The organism is Marinobacter sp. EVN1 (assembly GCF_000475375.1).
Lineage (GTDB): Bacteria > Pseudomonadota > Gammaproteobacteria > Pseudomonadales > Oleiphilaceae > Marinobacter > Marinobacter nauticus.
This window is the reverse complement of the sequence record NZ_AXCB01000005.1, coordinates 141,989-161,270: the sequence shown is the minus strand read 5'-3', so window position 1 is coordinate 161,270 and position 19,282 is coordinate 141,989. Positions and strand designations below refer to the sequence as shown.

16 protein-coding genes are annotated in these 19,282 nt (G+C 60.2%); 10 read left to right on the top strand and 6 right to left on the bottom strand.

The genetic code is table 11. The annotated features are described in order from the left end of the window. Positions 1 to 8: 8 nt before the first annotated feature. On the bottom strand, positions 9 to 773 hold the full coding sequence (locus Q674_RS22835; protein ID WP_023007835.1) for a 4'-phosphopantetheinyl transferase family protein: 765 nt from the start codon (positions 771 to 773) through the stop codon (positions 9 to 11). After that, complete coding sequence (gene pdxH, locus Q674_RS22830) at positions 742 to 1,377, bottom strand: pyridoxamine 5'-phosphate oxidase (protein WP_011783735.1); 636 nt, start codon at positions 1,375 to 1,377, stop codon at positions 742 to 744. The genes Q674_RS22835 and pdxH overlap by 32 nt, the downstream gene beginning before the upstream one ends. 178 nt (positions 1,378 to 1,555) lie before the next feature. Between pdxH and Q674_RS22825 the strand changes: the two genes are divergently transcribed. The 7 genes from Q674_RS22825 to Q674_RS22795 all read left to right on the top strand — a co-directional run bounded on the left by Q674_RS22825 (position 1,556) and on the right by Q674_RS22795 (position 11,948). Then, the gene (locus Q674_RS22825) at positions 1,556 to 4,408 is read left to right on the top strand and encodes a DUF748 domain-containing protein (protein ID WP_023007834.1); all 2,853 of its coding nucleotides are present in this window, start codon (positions 1,556 to 1,558) and stop codon (positions 4,406 to 4,408) included. 26 nt (positions 4,409 to 4,434) lie between these two features. Continuing rightward, positions 4,435 to 5,040 (top strand): 5'-deoxynucleotidase, encoded by a 606-nt coding sequence (gene yfbR, locus Q674_RS22820; RefSeq protein WP_011783737.1) that lies wholly within the window; start codon positions 4,435 to 4,437, stop codon positions 5,038 to 5,040. Positions 5,041 to 5,169: 129 nt separating this feature from the next. Beyond that, the gene (locus Q674_RS22815) at positions 5,170 to 5,985 is read left to right on the top strand and encodes an SDR family NAD(P)-dependent oxidoreductase (protein ID WP_011783738.1); all 816 of its coding nucleotides are present in this window, start codon (positions 5,170 to 5,172) and stop codon (positions 5,983 to 5,985) included. Between the two features lie 91 nt (positions 5,986 to 6,076). Next, a complete protein-coding gene (locus Q674_RS22810) occupies positions 6,077 to 7,183 on the top strand; it encodes a GGDEF domain-containing protein (protein ID WP_011783739.1) in 1,107 nt (368 codons plus the stop codon). A gap of 53 nt (positions 7,184 to 7,236) precedes the next feature. Then, a complete protein-coding gene (locus tag Q674_RS22805) occupies positions 7,237 to 8,013 on the top strand; it encodes a class II glutamine amidotransferase (protein ID WP_011783740.1) in 777 nt (258 codons plus the stop codon). Between the two features lie 120 nt (positions 8,014 to 8,133). Then, the gene (locus Q674_RS22800) at positions 8,134 to 9,204 is read left to right on the top strand and encodes a DUF2156 domain-containing protein (protein ID WP_011783741.1); all 1,071 of its coding nucleotides are present in this window, start codon (positions 8,134 to 8,136) and stop codon (positions 9,202 to 9,204) included. Beyond that, positions 9,201 to 11,948: a LuxR C-terminal-related transcriptional regulator gene (locus tag Q674_RS22795; protein ID WP_023007833.1), complete on the top strand. Its 2,748-nt coding sequence runs from the start codon at positions 9,201 to 9,203 to the stop codon at positions 11,946 to 11,948. Before Q674_RS22800 ends, Q674_RS22795 begins: the two co-directional genes overlap by 4 nt. A gap of 13 nt (positions 11,949 to 11,961) precedes the next feature. On the opposite strand, the gene Q674_RS22790 is transcribed toward Q674_RS22795, so the two are convergent. Next, complete coding sequence (locus tag Q674_RS22790) at positions 11,962 to 12,855, bottom strand: metal-dependent hydrolase (protein ID WP_011783744.1); 894 nt, start codon at positions 12,853 to 12,855, stop codon at positions 11,962 to 11,964. Between the two features lie 219 nt (positions 12,856 to 13,074). Here Q674_RS22790 and Q674_RS22785 point away from each other — a divergent pair, with 219 nt between their 5' ends. Next, positions 13,075 to 14,181 carry a helix-turn-helix transcriptional regulator gene (locus Q674_RS22785; RefSeq protein WP_011783745.1) on the top strand — a complete coding sequence of 369 codons (1,107 nt, stop codon included), beginning with the start codon at positions 13,075 to 13,077 and terminating at the stop codon, positions 14,179 to 14,181. 107 nt (positions 14,182 to 14,288) lie between these two features. Continuing rightward, a complete protein-coding gene (locus Q674_RS22780) occupies positions 14,289 to 14,696 on the top strand; it encodes an NINE protein (protein WP_011783746.1) in 408 nt (135 codons plus the stop codon). Here the strand turns inward: Q674_RS22780 and Q674_RS22775 are convergent, their stop codons facing one another. Together Q674_RS22775 and Q674_RS22770 are read right to left on the bottom strand one after the other, a co-directional pair. Then, positions 14,697 to 16,064, bottom strand: a complete 1,368-nt coding sequence (locus tag Q674_RS22775; protein WP_011783747.1) for a WS/DGAT/MGAT family O-acyltransferase — start codon at positions 16,062 to 16,064, stop codon at positions 14,697 to 14,699. A gap of 101 nt (positions 16,065 to 16,165) precedes the next feature. After that, positions 16,166 to 18,043 (bottom strand): MFS transporter, encoded by a 1,878-nt coding sequence (locus Q674_RS22770; RefSeq protein WP_023007832.1) that lies wholly within the window; start codon positions 18,041 to 18,043, stop codon positions 16,166 to 16,168. 136 nt (positions 18,044 to 18,179) lie between these two features. On the opposite strand from Q674_RS22770, the gene Q674_RS22765 reads away from it, so the two are divergent. Next, the gene (locus Q674_RS22765) at positions 18,180 to 18,845 is read left to right on the top strand and encodes a nitroreductase (RefSeq protein WP_023007831.1); all 666 of its coding nucleotides are present in this window, start codon (positions 18,180 to 18,182) and stop codon (positions 18,843 to 18,845) included. A gap of 10 nt (positions 18,846 to 18,855) precedes the next feature. Here Q674_RS22765 and nirD read toward each other — a convergent pair whose 3' ends face one another. Then, complete coding sequence (gene nirD / locus Q674_RS22760) at positions 18,856 to 19,224, bottom strand: nitrite reductase small subunit NirD (protein WP_023007830.1); 369 nt, start codon at positions 19,222 to 19,224, stop codon at positions 18,856 to 18,858. Positions 19,225 to 19,282 lie beyond the last annotated feature (58 nt).

The window sequence follows — 19,282 nt, the reverse complement described above, 5'->3', positions numbered from 1 at the left end:
TGGCCTCGCTAGGGTCGGGCTCTGATCAGCCGGTGAAACAGAGGCTCCCAGGAAACGTCGAGGCTGGAAGCCGGCCCCAGATTGTAGTCATCCGGCGGTGGTTCCAGCAAGGTAATCTCCGGCCAGGTGCTGGTCTTATCCGGGCTGCCATCGCAGGGGTAAACCAGGGTAACCAGAAAGCCCTCGGCATACAGGCAACTGGCTTGCCAGTGTCGGTCGGGCTGGTCCCCGTACAGCTCGAAATTCTTCCGTACTTCCAGGGTTTGCAGATTGCCGGCAATGCCCCGCCCGGTCGCTTTAAGCCAGGCTTCTTTCAGGGTCCAGACCTTGAGGAAGCTGAACGCATTGTTCGCCTTCAGCAGCCATTCCTGCTCAACGGGCGTGAACCAGCGAGTCGTCACTCTGGCCCAGTCTGGCCGGCGCTGGCTCGGTTCAAGATCAATCCCCAGAGCCGTACGACTCGTGGCGCACGCTGCCAGCCCCTGGCTGTGGCTCAACGACAGGTGCCAGCCCTGCGGGCTGGCCGAGGCAACGGGGCGTCCCGGTATCGGGTGACAGCTTGTTGGAGCCTCCCCACTGGCGCGGGCCAGGGCCTGACGAATCAGCCATCGACTGGTCAGATACTCCTGGCGTCTGGGCCCTTCCAGACGCGCGAGGGCTTTGCCTTCATCGGCGGTCATCCAGGCTGGGGCCTGGGACAGGTTCCGGTTGATCTGGTGGCACAGCCAGATCGCCGGCCGGTCAGGGTTGCAGTCGTTGGATTGTCCAGCCATCGCCTTCTCTCACGTACTCAAATCGATCGTGAAGCCTGCTCGGCCTTCCCTGCCAGAATTCGATTCGCTCCGGAACCACCCGGTACCCACCCCAGAAACTGGGGAGCGGAATTTCTCCGGAACTGAATTTGCGCTTCATCTCCGCGACTTTTTGCTCCAGCAGGCCTCGGGACGTAATGACCTGGCTCTGCTCCGAAACCCAGGCGCCAATCTGGCTGCCCCGGGGCCGGGACGAAAAGTAGCGCAGGGATTCCGCCTTGCTGACCTTTTCGACCGCACCCTGAATACGCACCTGCCGGTTCAGGCCGATCCACGGGAACAGCAGTGCCGCCCGGGGATTCTCCTGCAGCTCCTGAGCCTTGCGGCTGCCGTAGTTGGTGTAGAACACAAAACCCTGGCTGTCGAAATACTTCAGTAGCACGGTTCTGAGATCGGGCATGCCGTCGGCACCGGTGGTGGCCAGTGACATGGCATTGGGCTCCAGAATGCCCGCCGTTCTGGCATCCTCGAACCAGGTCTGGAACTGCTGTACCGGATCCTCGTTCAGGTGTTCCCGATCCAGTCCTTCGCTTTCGAAATCCCGACGCATATCGCCGATATCCATACTGCTCGTCTCCGTTGATCAACACAGGGAGTCATACGTCAGCGGAGCATATCGGGTTCGGTGGTCGCTGTCAGGTTTCGTGTCTGGTCGGGTGAATTCGCTGACAAACACCGCACACGGGCGCTATGCTTGCACCATGGCCGGCCGCGGCGCCGTGGGTAGATAAAGGGAGAGTCTTGTGGCAGAGAAAGAGGCAGAGAACAGCCAGGTAGCAAGCCAGCGGGTAGTGAGTCGCCGGAAGAGCCATCTGGTCAGGAACCTGCTGATCCCATTGGGCGTGTTGTTGGGGCTGTATGCCCTGGCCGGCTTCCTGGTTCTGCCCTGGTGGCTGGAGCGGTCGTTGCCGGAACAGATGGACCAGCGCATGGGCTGGCAGGCTGAGGTGGAGAACGTGCGGTTCAATCCGTTTGCCTTCAGCCTGGAAGCAGACGCCTTTTCTGCAAAGGATACGACTGGGGAGCCGGTGACGTCGTTTGATCACCTGCGGGTGAATCTCAGTTTCCTCAGTTTGCTCCGCGGTATCATCGGGTTTGAGGAAATCCGTCTGGTGGAGCCGGACGTTCGCCTGGATTTGCTGCAGGACCATGACATCAATTTTGCCCGGGACTGGCGCAGTGCCAATCCCGAGAAAGAGGACACGACCCGGCCTGAAACCGCTGAGTCGAGTAATCCGCCCAGGTTGTATTTCCAGCAGGTGACCATCGATGGTGGTGAGCTGCTGTTCCGTGACTTCTCCCAGGGTGGCGACCCTGCCGAGTTTCGGGTTGCGCCGCTGGATCTTACCCTGAACGATCTGGCCACCTGGCCCCGGGATGGCAGCGACAGTCAGTATTCCGTGATGGCTGCTCTGGGTGAGCAGGTGATTGAATGGGAGGGGGATCTGAGCGTTACCCCGCTGTACTCCGCAGGCCGGCTCCGGCTTTCAGGGCTTCGTCACGATACCCTCGCCCACTTCCTGGCGCCCTATCTGCCGTGGCAGCTGCGCGATGGTACCGTGACCCTGGAATCCCGTTATGAACTGGCCGGTGGCGATCACTTTGAACTGATCACCTCCGGTGGCAACCTCACTATCAAGCAACTGGCACTGGCGCTTTCGCCCTCCGATGAGCAGCCAGCCCTGGCTACGGAAGCCGTTGCCATTCAGGGCATTGGCTTCGACCTGACGGCCCGGGAGGCAACCGTTGGCATGGTGTCGATCCAGCAACCGTCGCTGGCCGCCACCCGCAATGCCAAGGGGGAGGTGGATTGGCAGTCGTCTCTGGCAACGGCCGGAACCGATCAATCCGAAACCTCGGAGCCGGCGTCTGATTCGGGCGAGCCATTCCGCTGGTCGGTCCAGGGTGTCGAGTTGTCCGGCGGTCAGGTTCGCTGGCGGGATCAGGTGCCGGAAACAGACGCCGAGATTGCCGTCAATAATCTGGCCATGACCATGGGTGGTCTCTCCCACCGCCTGGATGAACCGGTTTCCTACGATATTTCCGCAGAACTCGGCTCCGGTGGCCGGGTGACCGCCATGGGCCAGCTGACTCCAGCGCCGTTTACCTTTGAGGGCGCCTTGTCCGGCAGCGACATCCTGTTGCCCGTTATCCAGCCCTATGTTGCTGATGCCGCAAACCTGGAGCTGGTGGATGGGCGCCTGGGTTTCGATGGCAATCTGGACCTGGATGGCCAGGATGAACCCCTGACCGGCACCTTCAGTGGCACGGCTGAAATTGCCGGGTTGGCCACGCGGCTACCGGGCAATGGCGGGGAGCTGGTGTCCTGGGAGTTGCTGCGCCTGGCCCCGGTGGAGTTCAACCTTAATCCCGCCCGGCTGGAAATCGGCACCGTGACCCTGAACAGCCCGGCGGTTAACGTCATCCGGGCCGCCGACGGACTGCACAATCTGCAGCAGATTATTCAGGATGGCGGGGCCTCCGAGGCAGAAACCAGCCCAACGGCGCCGTCGGAAGTCTCGGAGCCAGGCTTTATTTTCCGCATTGGCGAACTGGTCGTGGAGCAAGGTTCCATGGCCTACACCGACCGCACGCTGGAGCCGCCCTTCAGTACCGCGTTCCAGGAACTCACGGGATCGGTGACCGGCATCAGCAATGTCCCTCCGCAACAGGGTCGGGTGGCGATCAGCGGCCAGCTGGCCGGGGTGGCACCGGTTCGTTTTGACGGAACCCTGGGCGCTTTGGGCACCGAAGAGCCCAGCAACCTGAAACTCACCATGAAAGACATGGCGTTGCCGGTACTGTCACCTTATTTCGGTCGCTATCTGGGGTATTCGGTGGACAGCGGCAAACTGGAACTGGCGCTGGATTACCAGATAATCGGCACCCGGCTTGAGGCTTCGAACGAAGTGATCCTGGACCGGATGCAACTGGGCTCTGCGGTGGCCAGCGAACAGGCCATTAACGCCCCGGTCAAGCTGGGTCTGGCTCTGCTCACAGATCGTGACGGTGTTATCGAGGTGAATTTGCCCATTCAGGGCGACATGTCAGACCCCGAATTCAGCGTTGGCCAGATTGTCATGCGGGCGTTCGTGAACCTGTTGGTGAAAGCGGCCGCCTCACCGTTCAGTATGCTGGGCTCGCTGGCGGAAATGGCAGGCTTCAGCAGCGAAGAGCTGGGCCAGGTCAGCTTCGTACCCGGTAGTGTGCAACTGGCGGATAACGAGGCCGAGAAATTGTCCGCGCTGGCCAAGGCCTTGAGAGAGCGGCCGGAGCTGCTGCTCAACATCCGTGGTGCCGTCGCCCCTGAGGCCGATGCCCTGGCGTTGCTGAAAGCGCAGATGCAGGCCCGTGGCGAGACCGTTACCGGTGAAGCCTGGGAGCAGGCGCAGCAGGCCTGGCGTGATGGCGAGCGAAGCCTGCCGCCGGAAGCGCTTGGGCGCCTGGCCTCGGAGCGAGGAGTAACGGTTCGTCAGGTGCTGACAGCGACGCACGAGGTGTCGGATAGCCAGTTGTTCCTGCTGGATCCTGCTCGCGATGCACCGGTAGATGAACAGGGCAATGTGATGGTCAGGTTTACCCTGGACGTTCGTTGAATCCGAATGCGCGGAGTTCTGCACCCATGACCGACAGCCCGGGCCGAAAGGCCAGCCATTTTTTTGCCTATGTGTCGCGCCTGCGCTGGATCAAGCGCTGGGGCTTGATGCGCAACGCCATTGATGAAAACGTGGCCACCCATTCCTGGGAGGTGGCAACGGTCGCCCATGCCCTGGCCCTGATTCGCAACCGGCATTTTGCCGGAACAGTCAATGCAGACCGTGTTGCCGCGGCGGCCCTCTACCACGATGCCACCGAAGTGATTACCGGGGATATGCCCACCCCGGTGAAATACCATTCCCGGGTGATGCGGGAAGCGTTCGGCGACATCGAGCACAAGGCCGAAGCTGAATTGCTGGCGCTGTTGCCGGAAGACCTCCGGGAGGATTTTTCGCCCTATGTGCGGGAATCCCGCCTGGGGCCGGAAGAAAAGGAACTGATCAAGGCGGCGGACCGGCTCTCGGCCTGGCTGAAATGCCGCGCTGAACTGCGCGCCGGCAACCCGGAGTTCGGCCCCGCGGAGCAGCAGATCCGGGCGCGCCTGGAAGCGGACGGCCTGCCGGAAGTGCAGTACTTTCTGGAGGTGTTTGCACCCGGGTATGACCAGCCTCTGGACAACCTGCTGGGTTGATCTGTGGACTGGCTCTGGTGCCGGGCTCGTCTGGAGTCCAGTGCCATAGGTTTGCCTCTGATGGCTCACTAAAGTGGCGAATAACCAAAGCGCTGCTTTACTGAAAGACCACAACAAGAGGTTCCCGCCATGAAAGATCTGAACAACAAGGTGGCTGTCGTCACTGGTGCTGGCTCTGGTATCGGCCGATCCCTGGCCAAATCCCTTGCGACCCGGGGCTGTCGGCTGGCTCTTTCCGATGTTAACGAAGCGGGGCTGGCGGAAACCGCAGCCGGACTGGACGGTGCCGAGGTGAAAACCTACCGCCTGGATGTCTCCGACCGGGACGCCATCTACGCCCACGCCGCGCAGGTCCGCAAGGAATTTGGTCAGGTTAACCTGATTATCAACAACGCCGGTGTGGCCCTCTCTGCCACGGTGCGGGAAATGACCGACGCCGATTTCAAGTGGGTGATGGACATTGATTTCTGGGGCGTTGCCCATGGTACCCGGGCGTTTCTGCCGTACCTGATTGAATCCGGCGATGGTCATGTGGTGAACATCTCCAGTGTGTTTGGCCTGATCGGAGTGCCCAAGCAAAGCGCCTACAATGCTGCCAAGTTTGCGGTGCGTGGGTTTACCGAGTCCCTGCGCCAGGAAATGAAACTGGAGAATCAGCCGGTTCAGGTCAGCTGTGTGCACCCTGGTGGCATCCGCACCAACATTGCCAATGCCGCGCGCATGGGCAAATCCGAAAACGCCGAGGCCCAGCGCAAGGGCTTCGACAAGCTGGCCATGACCACTCCGGACAAGGCGGCTGAAATTATTGTCAAAGGCATCCTCAAAAACGAATCCCGTATTCTGGTGGGGCCGGATGCCTGGGGCATTGACGCCATCAATCGGTTGCTGGGCTCGGCCTATCAACCGTTGGTGGAACGGTTTTCCCGCAAGAATCTGTATATCTGAGGGCTCGCGGGAACCGGAACTCCGTTGGCTGGTTGTTTTACAGCCAGCGGAGACCGACTATACTCTCTGGTTGATCCAGGGAAGAGTCAGCATGAATACGTCAAAACATCCGGATCTGGGTACGGCATTGGAACAAAGCCGCTCAGGACTCCGGGATAACCACCGCCGCTCGCTTACCAGGCTGTTGTTCCTGGTGACCGGCTCTGCGCTGGTGGTTTTCTCCTGTCTGCAATTGTTCAACGGTTACCCATGGGTGGCGCTGGTCGAGCTCTTTGCCAGTGGGCTGCTGTTCTACGGTGTGTTTTGCCTGAAAACCACGGCTCACCTACAACAGTGGATCTACGCCTATCTGGTGTCCCTGTTTTCGTTCTTCATCGTCATCATGCTGTTGCCAGAGGCCTCCATTGCGGCTTTTGTCTGGGTGCTGATGATGCCGGTTCTGGCCTACCTTCTGCTCGGCAAGCACGAGGGCATGATTTTGAGTGTGCCCTTTATGCTGGTGGGCGGGGTGGTTTACTACTTCTTTCTTGGTGAGGTGGGCTCTGCCCACCGGATGATCGATCTGCTCAACATGTTTCTGTGTGGTGCCCTGATGCAGGTGTTCATGCACATGTACGAGGTGCGTCGGGAAGAGGCTGAGCAACGGCTGGTCGATATGGCCCAGACCGATGCCCTGACCGGCCTGGCCAATCGCTCCAATTTCCAGTCAACACTGGCCCGCACCATTGCCGAGTGTGAGCGCAGCGGAACCGGTTTTGCTCTGGTGATTATGGACATCGACCACTTCAAACTGGTTAACGACACCCTCGGCCACGATGCGGGTGACTACGTGTTGAGGCATATCGGCCAGAGCCTGACCGAGCGCCTGCGCACGACCGATTTTGTCGGCCGGCTGGGCGGCGAGGAATTTGGCCTGATTCTGCGGGATGTGAAGCCCGGCGATGCCTTTGAGCTGATGGACGAATTGCGGGAACGCATTGCCCGGCGGGAGCTGAAATACGGCGAAGCGGGTATCCGCGTGACCGCCTCCTTTGGTATTGCCCAGTGGCCGGACCACGGCCGGGAGGCGGAAACCCTGTTCTGTGTGGCAGATCGCTGTCTCTACAGCGGCAAGCGGGCAGGCCGGAACCGTGTGGCGCCCGCCGGTGCCGGACAGCCTCCGAAATCCGTCGGTTCGATGGCTGGAGGTCTCGGTTGATTCGGGTATCCTAGCGAATACACCCGGAAGCAAGGCCGAGGATACCGCCAACCATGTGTGAACTGCTGGCCATGAGCGCCAACACCCCGACCGATCTCTGTTTCAGCTTTACCGGTCTGACCCGTCGTGGCGGTGACACTGGCCCACACAAGGATGGCTGGGGCGTCGCTTTCTACGAAGGTAAAGGGGTACGCTGTTTTCACGATGCCGACGCCAGTGCCTCCTCGCGCATTGCCGAAGTGGTGCAAACCCACCCCATCAAGAGTGAAGTGGCCATCTGCCACATTCGTCAGGCCAATGTGGGTGATATCTGCCTGGCCAACACCCACCCGTTTATCCGCGAGCTCTGGGGCCGCTACTGGGTCTTCGCCCATAATGGTCAGCTTTCGGAGTTTTCCGCGGCGCCCGGCTTCTACGAGGCCGTTGGCAGCACCGACAGCGAAGCCCTGTTCTGCGATATCCTGAACCACCTGCGCAGTCATTGCGATCGAGACACTGCCACCGAGCAGGTGGTGGAACGGCTGGTTCAGCTGTCCCGGAATTACGCCCGCCAGGGGGTATTCAACCTGCTGCTAAGCAACGGCGACTGGCTGTTTACATTTTGCACCACCAAGATGGCCAGTATTACCCGGCGGGCGCCGTTCGGCCCCGCCCGCCTCAAGGATGCCGACGTTACCGTGGATTTTGAATCGGAAACCACACCCAACGACATTGTCAGCGTCATCGTGACCGAACCCCTCACCAGCGACGAAACCTGGGATATTTACAAGCCGGGTGAATGGCGTTTGTGGCGACGGGGCGTTGTGGTGATGCAGGGCTCGGAATTGTGACCCAGTTCCGGTGGGGCGCCAGGCACTCAACCCTTTGACCGATGGCCGGCCGAGGCACGGCCTTTAGCATTTTGTTCTGAACACAGGAAAGCGGTATCAGAACAACAAAGGGAATGACCCATGCCTGCCTCTCATCTGTCTGCGGCGGTAGCCCCCGCTGCCGATGACCGGAATATCAACTCGAGTGTGCCGGACTCCGGGCGTTGCCATGAGCGCACCGCCGAGCACCTGATCCGTCTGCACGGGAGCCAGTCCAGCAGCTATTTTGCCTTGCAGCCGGATTGCCGGCACTTTCTCAGCCCCGGTCTCGGGTTGGTACCGTATGTTCCGGTAAAGGTGTTGGGGCAGCGGGTAAACGTGGTGCCCACAAGGCCCCTGGCGGGTGCACAGAGTATGGGCCGGCTGCTGCAGGCGTTCGAGCAGAGTGTGCCCGGCCCCTCACTGTATGTGGGCGTCGATCAGTCGCTGCTGGGGCCGTTGGGCGAGCTTGGTTACGATGCCACGGTGATGGGTACGGAGTTCTCGGTTGATCTGACCAGGTTCTCGCTTCGTGGCAAGGCGATGAAGCAGCTGCGCCATGCCCGCAATCTGGACAGGCGGTGCCGAATCGAGGTGCGGGAGCAATGTGGAGATGAGGTGAACTGGCACAAGGTGGCGGGTATCTCGGAGCGCTGGCGCCTGGGCAAGGCGGTCAAGGAACGGGAATTGGGTTTGCTCACGCGGCCACCGGTGTTTGCAGATGAATGGGGAGTGCGCAAGTTCTACGCCTATGTGGAGGGCGAGCTGGCCGGATACGTGTTCTTTGATCCTTGGTACCGTCACCATGAACTGGCGGGCTATTGCGCCAATATTCTGCGGGCGTCGCCGGAAATGAACCGGCTCGGCGTACTCGACCACATTATTCTGCAGGCGGCCAGTCAGTTTCGTGAGGAAGGCGTGCCTGAGCTGTCGCTGGGCATTGCGCCCCTGCACGGCGTCCGCCACTGCCCGGGTGACCGGCCGGGCCTGCGCCGCCTTCAGAATATCCTGTATCGCTATGGGAATCGCCTTTACGCCTTCCAACCTCTGGCGTACCACAAATCACGCTACCGTGGCCGGGAAACTCCCTGGTTTGTCTGTGCCCGGGAACTGGGCAGTACCCGACTGGTTGCCACGCTGATGAAGGGCACGGGTCTGCTCGCACTGCCATGACACGGATTTCTGAACAGGCCTCCCAGTTTGGAGTGCCGGGGCTGGTTGATATCACCGGCACTGACTATGCTGAAGCTCATTTGCCAACGGTAGTGAGCTCCATGGTTGCCGAAACCAAATTAACCCGTCCCGGGCTGCCTTCCGGCTTGTTGCTTGAGCCCTCACGGTTGCAGGCCCTTGATTGTATTGAACAGGTGCCGTTTGTACTGGTGTCGGCACCGGCCGGTTTCGGCAAAACCACATTGGTCAGTCAGTGGCTGGAACAGGAAAAACCGGTGCATGCCTGGTTGACGCTGGACCATAGGGATAACGCGCCGGCCCTGTTCTGGAATGCCGTGGCCAGCGCCCTGGCGCGGGTAAACCCGCGTTTTGCCATTCGTGAAAGCACGCTGCTGTCCGCGCTGGAGCCGGGCGCCGCTGTTGACCCCATCACGATGCTCGTCAACCGCCTGGCAGACTACTCCCGAACCTGGCAGGCGCCCAGCCGCCTGATTCTGGTGCTGGATGATTTTCACCTGCTGGACCAGCCAGCACTTCTGGAGCAGGTACGGCGCTTTATCGACTTTGCTCCGGGTTTTTTGCGCATTGTCTGTATCTCGAGGCTGGACCCACCCATTCGCACCGCGCAGTTGCTGGCCCGGCAACAGATGGTTCGGCTGGGGCCGGAGGTGCTCCGTTTTGATCTGGCGTTGACGCGAAAATTCGTCCAGGCCCGCCGAGCTGATCTCTCCGAAGAACAGATGTTGCAGTTGCATCAGCGCACCGGCGGATGGCCAGCAGCGTTGCAGCTCTCGGCATTGTCGGAAAATCCGTTAAGCCATGTACCCGGGCCTGGTCAGAGAGCCCTGAGTGACTATCTGCTGGAGGAAGTGTTCGCTGGCCTGGAGCCCGGTCTACAGGGATTTCTCCAGGATATGAGCCTGCTCCCTCTTTTCTCACATGAGGTTGCTGATGAAGCCCGGAATGGTAGCGATGCAGCGGACTGGATCGCAGCCATGCGCGAACGTAATCTGCTGTTCCAGAGTTACGGAGAGGGTCACTACTGGTATCGCCTGCATGATCTGCTGATCGACTGGCTTCAGGCGCAGGATCGGGAGCCTGAACGGGAAAGCTCCATACGAATCAGGGCGGCCGAGGCATTCCGCCAGCGGGGCCTGATTGTGGAGGCCCTTGAGCTTTTTCTGGCCGAAGGCTGCTATGACCAGGCGGAAGCCCTGGTACCGTTGCTGTTGCAGGCGGAGGACCTGAGCGGCTACCGGTCACTGCCTTCGCGCTTCCCGGACAGTGTTCGGATGTGTTCTCCCGCGCTGCTTCTGCTGCAGGCGCTGTTTGCCTTCATGGATGGTCAGTACGGAGCAGTGCTTGAGCATCTGGCCGCGGCCGACCGGCTTCTGCAGTCGACAGACCCGTCACCGGACACCGAGGCTCTGCAGTTTGTCTCCATGTTGTTGGGCTGGCCCTCGGCACGGTTTGCCGGCCACCGTGCAGAGGCCGAGCAGTCCCTGACTCAGATACAGGCCCGGTTGGCCAGCGCTCCAGCCGGCCTGCAACACTGGGGGCTGTATACCCTGGGTACTGAAGCCTTTATGGAGGCACGATTGGGGCCGGCGCGCACCTTGTTGACCGATGCGCTGGCAGGGGCCCTGGATAGTGGCGATAACCCCTGTGCCCTGCGCTGTCTGGTCATGCTGGTTCCGGTTCTGGTGCAGGGCGGTCGCATTGGCGATGCCCGCCGCTGCTATGAACAGACTCGGCTGAAGCTTGCCCACGGTCCCCGGAGTAAGGAACAGGTTTGCCTGCTGGCCTACCTGGAGGGCTTGTTGGCGCTGGAGCATCACGATCTTGAATACGCGACAAAACGGCTAGGCGAGGCCGGTCTGATTGCCGACCAGCATCTGACGCCGCTGGATCAGCTTTACCTGGCGTTTGAGCGGTTTCGCCTGGGCATGGTTTTGCGAGACTCCGAACTCTGGCAGCAGGAACTCACCCGGATTGAGCAGTTGCACCAGGTTATGGGCCAGTTGCGCTGGCACCATAACATTCCACGCCCGGAGGTACTGGAGGCGTTGGCGCGATGGACGGAGGGTAACGGCTTCCCTTTGATTCTATGGGCCCAGAGCGATCCGGAACCGGTTGTAGGTAACCGCTTTTGTACCCTGAACGAAACCTTGTTGAAACTGATCGGTCAGTTGCTGGCGGCGTCGCCGGTGGCCCGGGAACTGGCAGCCCTGCGAACAGAGGCGGAAGAGGCGGGTTTGCTTCAGCTGGTGTGTCGTCTTGATCTGGTCAGTCTGATGGTTCAGGCCTTCGGAGATCAGGATCCTGAGGGAGCGGTGAAAAAGCTTGATGCACTGTTGGCGCTCTGGGTGCCCCGTGGTCTGGTGCGCCCCTTTGTGGATGCGGATCCCCGGCTGGATAGTCTGCTAGACGCCTGTATTACCCGTGGGTGGTCGGAGGTGGAAGCCAGCCGGATACTGGCTCTCCGGCAGGCCCGGATGGAGCCGGACGCCGAAACCTGTGCCCGCACCCCGGAAGTCGCTGGTCCTGATGAACCGTTAAGTGATCGGGAACAGGGGGTGTTGGATCTGCTGGCAGAGGGACTCAGTAACAAGGCCATCAGCAAACAGCTGGGGATCTCAGTGGCGACGGTAAAGTCCCATTTGAGCAATATCTACGGCAAGCTTCAGGCCGAGAACCGGATGCAAGCGGTTGCTCGCGCCCGGGAACTCGGCCTGATGTCATAGAGCGGGTGCACGATTACTGCAGCGTGCGCCGATTGCCGTTCTTGTACTGGGGCGCGATGTAGTCCTGGATCTGTTCCTTGAAACGACCGATCAGCTCACTGTTGTCCTTGTCCCAGGGGTGGAAGCCGGGCTTGAAGTACTCCAGCCAGGTCGGGATCAGACTGGAGAAGGCGCCGTTTTTGCCCCACATGCGCCACATACCTTTGGCGGCGTCCTTAACGGAGAAATGGCTGCGGTCCTTCAGGGCCATGCGGCCGGTATACCAGGTGCCGACAATACCCAGGGCTACGGTACTGAAGACCTGGTAAAATGCCCGCTCGGTGTAGGTACCGCCAGCCTGGAGGAAAACGTCATAAGCAACGGCCTTGTGCTCGGTTTCCTCAATGGCGTGCCACACCCACAGCGGGCGCATGGATTCGTGCATGTCTTCTCGGATATCGTCACGCTCCAGCAGCATGTCGGCCATCATGGCGGTGATGTGCTCCAGGGCGCAGGTAATGGCCAGCTGGTGGCGTTTGGGCAGCTTCCGTGCCACGTCCAGAATCACTTTCAGATCCCGCTCCATCTCTTCTACCGGCATGCCCTGGTCGCGGACATGCTGGTTCATGGCGATGTGCTCGAGCGAGTGCATGGCTTCCTGGCCGATGAAACCGCGCACGTCCTCTTTCAGCTTCTTGTCCTGGATCTGGTCTCGAAACGCCCGGACCGAGTCCACAAAAAACTGCTCACCCTCGGGAAACAATACAGACAGGGCGTTCATGGTATGACTGATCAGATAGTTGTTATCCACCCAGTATCTGGGGACCTGTTCGCCAAACTCGAAACCCATGCGCTGGGGTTTGATGGAGACATTGTCCGGGGTATGGGAGGCCTTGCCCGGTTTGTTCGTTTGTGTGGTGGTCAGCATGGTTCTACTCCTTTGCGACGGAACGCTTTGGCTGATGTCATGAAGCCAGTGTGGCGGAGCCAATCCGGATACTGAATGCGCGAAGGGGACGGGCATCGTCCACAATGGGACAGGGGATTGGCCCGGGCGACAGCGGAGTCGGGGCAGCGGGCCCCACTGTGGCGGCAATCCGGTTCTGATAGAGTCAGAAACACGATAAATATCAATCAGGGACACACTATGGCAGGTACCGGTGCAGACAACGAGCGGCAAATGTTGGGGTTGTTCCTGGTGCCCGGGGTGTACCTGCGGGTACTGGCTGAAACCGTTCGTCAACTGGGTTACAACGACCGCCAGCTTTATCAGGGCCTGGATTTCACACATGAGGACCTGAAAGCCAACGACAGTCGGGTTTTCGTCACTGACGCCACTCTGATGGCGCAGCGCGCGCTCGAGGTGGCGGGCAAAGATGGCCTGAGTTTTATACTGGCGAGAGAGTTGCGGCTGACCATCCATGGCACCCTGGGCTTCGCCGCGCTCACCAGCCCGACCTTTGAGGGTGCGTTGGACTCTGTCCGTCGTTATCTTCAGCTGCGGGCGCCCTTTCTGAGCATGAAACAGTCCATAGCCGGTGACAAGGTGCTGGTTCAGCTGTGCGCGGAGTTTGCGTTGCCGCCTATCTCCGAGTTTCTGGCCGAGACGGTCAGCGCCACGTTGATTCTGCTCACTGAACAACTACTCGACCGGAGCGATGCCGAGGCCCGGGGTTTTGCCCTGGAAGAGGGTAAATTACCGGGCGTGTCGGTACACCTGCGGGGCCCTGAGCCAGCCTATTACCGGCGGTTTGCCGCCCAGTTACCGGTCCGTTTCGAGTTTGGCCAGCCCGAGGAAATGCTGATTTTCCCCCGCAAGCTGCTGGACGTGCGCATGCGTCTGGCGGATGCTGAAGCCTCCCGGATGGCCCGGGACCAGTGTGAATTCGAGTTGCAGAAGGCGCTCAAGGAGCAGGGCGACATCGTGCTGGCGATTCGCAATATGCTGCGGATGACCCCAGGCCCCTTGCCCTCCCTGGAGGCCATGGCCGAGCGCTTCTGCGTGTCTTCCCGCACCCTGAAGCGGCGGTTGGCGGACCGGGACACCAGTTATCGGGAGATTGTCGAGGCCGTGCTGAAAGATCGGGCCATCCAGTTGCTGCGCTACACCAATCAGTCAGTCAGTGAGATTGCCTATGAACTGGGCTATGCCGATCTGTCCAATTTCAGCCGTGCTTTCCGCAAGTGGACGGGTAAATCCGCCAGTGAGTTTCGCGAGGACGGGCCGGACCCGGCACCGGATCTGGGCCCCTGAGAGTCGTTTGTGATTCCAGCGTTCGCCCCCATATTGTACTGGTCAGGCGCTCGTTGTGCGTCTGTTGTGACACACCAAATCCAACTGTGAACAGGAAGAACGCCGCAATGATCGAAAGACCCGACACCCACAGCAAGCTGATCGGCTACCTGCTCTGGATTTTCGGATTCCTGGGTTCGCACCGTTTCTATTATGGCAAGCCGGTGACCGGCACCATCTGGTTCTTTACTCTGGGGCTGCTATTCATAGGCTGGATTATTGACCTGTTCCTGATTCCGGCCATGGACAAGGAAGCTGATTACCGGTTCCAGGATGGCCAGATCAGCTACAACATCAGCTGGATACTGCTGACCTTCCTGGGGGTCTTCGGGGTGCACCGGATGTATATGGGCAAATGGCTCACCGGCATCCTGTACCTGCTCACCGGCGGCCTGTTTTTCATCGGTGTGCTGTACGATTTCTGGACCCTGAACAGCCAGATTTCCGAGCGTAACCGAGCCGATCAGCTGGCCTGATTACAGACCGGCGTTGAGCTCCAGCTCTGCCAGACCCTGTTCCAGGTAGTCCAGCATCCGTTGCAGGCTGGGCAGGGTCCGGCGACAGCCAATCAGGCCGAACTCCACCTGGTCGTTATAGCTGGTCAGTGTCATGTTCAGGGCCAGTCTGTCCATATCGATAGACACCGGATACATGCCTTCCAGTTTCGCCCCGTTCCAGTACAGGGGCCTGGATGGCCCGGGGACATTGGAAATCACCACATTGAACGTCTGCCACTTGGGCGCCAGCCCGGTCAGCAGGTGGAAGGCGGCCGGCGCCAGGGTCAGGGCCGTGTAGTTGACGATTTCCTCCGGGCTCATATGCCGGTAGCGCTGCTTGGCCTCTTCCATGCCATGGTGGATTTTTAACAGTCGTTCGCCGGCCTCCTGCACATCGGTGTGAAGGCTCGCCAGGATGACGCCTACCTGGTTGCCCCCGGAGCTGTCGTCCCGGCGTAGTGACACCGGCACAAAGGCCACCAGTGGTTTCTCCGGCAAGGCATCCTGATTCATCAGATAGGTACGCAGAGCCGCTGCGCACATGGCAGTTACGACATCGTTGACCGTGGTGCCATAGGCCTCGCACACGGCGCGAATCCGTTTCAGGCACCAGGACTGGGCGGCGAAACGACGGGAACCGGTGATTTTCTGGTTCAGCATGCAGCGCGGGGCATGGAAAATGGAGTCGTAGGCCGGATCCTTCCGGGCCTGATTGATGGTTTTCAGTAGCTCCTTTGCCACAGTGGGAATGGTGCCGAGCTGGCGGCCCGAAAGCCCCAGCAAATGGGTGACACTGCGCCAGAGGGAGTGTCCGTCCGACTCACCCCTATCCCGTGACAGGCAAGGCAGATCCCAGATTGGCGGCATGCCGTGTTCGTCCGGGTTTTCACTCAGCATCCGGGTGGCCATGCGCATGGCCGAGACACCGTCCACCAGGGAATGGTGAACCTTGGTGTAGAGCGCAAACTGCCGGTCTTTCAGGCCCTCGATCAGGTGCACCTCCCACATGGGGCGCTCCCGGTCCATCAGGTGCGAATGCTCCGCCGATACGAACGACAGCAGCTCCCGAATACGCCCGGGTGTGGGCAGCGCCTCGAAGCGGAAATGATGCTCAAGGTCCAGGTGCTCATCCTCCACCCATACCGGCTGGCCCAGGCGATAGCTCAGGCGCTGGTTAAAGGGGGCGGTCACCTCCGTCTTCTGCCGAAGCTGGTCTGCCAGCTGCGCGACATAGTCGTCCGGCGCGCCTTCGGGGAAGGAAAACAGCTGGAGGCCGCCCACATGCATGGGCTGCTGGCGTTTTTCCAGCCAGAGAAAGAGCTGGTCAGTGGGATTCAGGGGCGTCACGGGGCAATCCTTGTTCTTGGTTTATGCCCCGATACTACCCCACTCCGAGCGGGTAAAAATTGGCTTTGGTAACAGCACCACCAAAAAGCCCGGCGAAAAGGCTATTGCGCGTCTCCACGCAGCGCTTTGACCTTTTGTTCCAGACGCTCGGCACTGGCCTCGTGGGGCGAGACCGGGAGACCAGCCAGCAGGTGAATCCGGGACCAGAACCGCCTTGGCCAATGGCTGAAGGGCGGCCCGCCACAATGGCTGAAAAAGCTGCCCCAGAGGCCGCGCAGTGCCATTGGCACCACCGGTACCGGTCGCCGGGCCAGAATCATGTCGACACCGGGCTTGAAGGTATCGACTTCGCCGTCTTTGGTGAGTTTGCCTTCCGGGAAAATACACACCACATGGCCGGCTGCGAGTTCTTCATCAATGCGGTCGAAAGCGGCTTCGTAAATCTCCGGCACCTTCGATTTCGGACCAATGGGGATAGCCTTGGCCAGGCGGAAGAAACCGCCCATGACCGGTGTCGCGAAAATGTTGTGATCCATCACGAATCGGACGGGTCGCCGCACCGCGCCGGCGATCACCAGGGCATCCATGTAGGAGACGTGGTTGCACACCAGCAGCACGGGGCCCTGCTCGGGTATACGGTCCAGGTTGTGGTGCGTGACCCGATAAATCGTGTGGGACAGGACCCAGATGACAAAGCGCAGGGCAAAGTCCGGTACCTGCTGGTACACGTAGGCCGCCACCATCAGGTTCATGATCGACAGCACCAGGAAGAACTCGGGAATGGTGAGTCCGAACAGGCCGAGCATGAGCATGCCCAGCAGCGCGCTGACCACCATAAACAGGGCGTTGAAAATATTCAGGGCGGCGATCACGCGGGCCCGGGTGGCCGGTGGTGTTTCCTGCTGGACATAAGCATACAGCGGCACGATAAACAGGCCGCCAAAGATACCAATGGCCAACAGGTCAATGGCGACCTGGCGATAATGGGGATCGGTTATGATCAGCCACCAGTCTGAGGGAATTGGCTGCTCCGGCATATTGAAGAACAGATCGATGCCGAAGAAACTCAGGCCAATGGAGCCGATGGGTACGATCCCCAGTTCAATCTTGTGGCCGGACAGCCGCTCGCAGGCAATGGAGCCGGCGGCGATGCCGATGGTGAAAATCGCCAGCAGTAAGGTGACGACCGTTTCGTCACCCATCAGGTGAGTCTTGGCGAAGTTCGGAAACTGGGTCAGATAGGCGGCACCCAGAAACCAGAACCAGGATATCGCCATGATGCTCAGGAATACATTGTGATTGTCCCGGGCAATGGCCATCAGTTTCCAGGTTTCCTGCAGCGGCCGGAAACGAATACGCAGATCCGGCGCTGCCGCCTCGGCCCTGGGAATCCGCCAGGCGGCCACCAGTCCAATCACCGCCAGCACCGCAACGGCGATGGCAATCACGGGGCCGGGAGCCGCAGCTTTCATCATCACGCCGGCCATCAGGGTACCCACCAGGATGGCCACAAACGTGCCCATCTCTACCAGCGCGTTACCACCCACCAGCTCGGATTCTTTCAGGGCCTGGGGCAGGATCGCGTACTTCACCGGCCCGAAAAACGCGGATTGTACGCCGGTGAGAAACAGCAGAAGGAACAACACCTCGTACCAGCCAAACCAGAGACCGACCGCGGCAATGCCCATGATCACCACCTCGGCGAATTTGATCCAGCGGATAACCGTGGATTTCTCGTACCGGTCCGCCACCTGGCCGGCGATGGCGGAGAACAGGAAAAACGGCAGGATAAACAGCATCGCGGCCAGATTGACCACCACATCCGACGACAGGCCAAACAGGCCCCCGGCGCTATAGGTCACCAGCAGCAACAAGGCGTTTTTGAACAGGTTGTCGTTGAAGGCACCGGCAAACTGGGTGACAAAGAATGGCAGGAACCGTCGCTCGGACAGCAGGCGAAACTGACTGTGATCTTCCATAACCTGAGGCTCTCCCTATGGGGTTCGCCGCAGACTATACGGCGCCCGGGAGGTGGTCAAGCGCGGCTGTTGTGCGCATACTGGATGTCGGATTGTGTTCCCAACCCAATGTTCTGGATGATGTGGAGTCTTGCCTATGGATGTTCAGCAGGCTGTTGTGTCGCGCCGCTCGGTGCGGGACTTTCTGGATACCCCGGTGCCTGAAGCCACGCTTCGAACGGTAATCGAAACGGCGACCCGGTCGCCATCCGGCGGCAACCTGCAACCCTGGCACCTGCACGTTGTCACCGGCGATGCTCTGGCCCGACTCAAAGCCTTGATGCAGGAGAAGGTCAGCAAAGGTTTCAACGAAGTCCCGGAATACGAAATCTACCCACCGAAACTGCAATCGCCCTACCGCGACCGCCGCTTCGAAATCGGCGAACTCATGTACCGCCGGCTCGACATCCCCAGGGAAGACAAAGCCGCCCGCTTCGAATGGTTCAAACGCAACTTCGAATTCTTCGGCGCTCCGGTCGGCCTGTTCTGCACCGTCGACGACAACATGGGCCCGCCCCAGTGGTCCGATCTGGGCATGATCCTGCAAACCATCATGCTGTTGCTGCGCGCCGAAGGCCTGGACAGCTGCGCCCAGGAATCCTGGTCGGTGTACCCGAAAACCATCAGCGAATTCCTGGGCTTGCCCGAACACCGAAAAGTCTTCGCCGGCATGGCCATCGGCTACGCCAACCCCGACAGCCCGGTGAACCAGCTCACCAGCCCAAGGGCACCGCTGTCGGAGAACGTCGAGTTTATCAGCTGACAGGCGAACCTCAGGCGGCCACCGATGCCGCCTGAGCCACCGGCACTTCCAGCCGGATCCGGTTGCCGTCCAGCAACACCGGATAGACCTTCACCTGCACGCTCTCGTCTTCCAGACATTGCCCGCTGCGCAGATTGAAATGCTGCTTGTACAACGGTGACGCCACCACCGGCTCACCGTTGATATCCCCGGTAATGCCTCGGGCCAGCACGTTCGAGCCACTGAACGGATCGGTATGGCTGATGGCAAACAACGCCGGCAGGCGGTGCGGCAGATAAAACACCGCCACCGGCCCGTCCTCGGTCCAAACCGCAATGCCGGAGTCAGCCACCAGATCGTCCACGGTGCACACTGCTTCCCAACAAGTCCGAGCTTTCATAGCAAAGTCTCCAAATTCCAAGGTCGTTAAGTTTCCTATCCCACAGATGTTTGTGAGC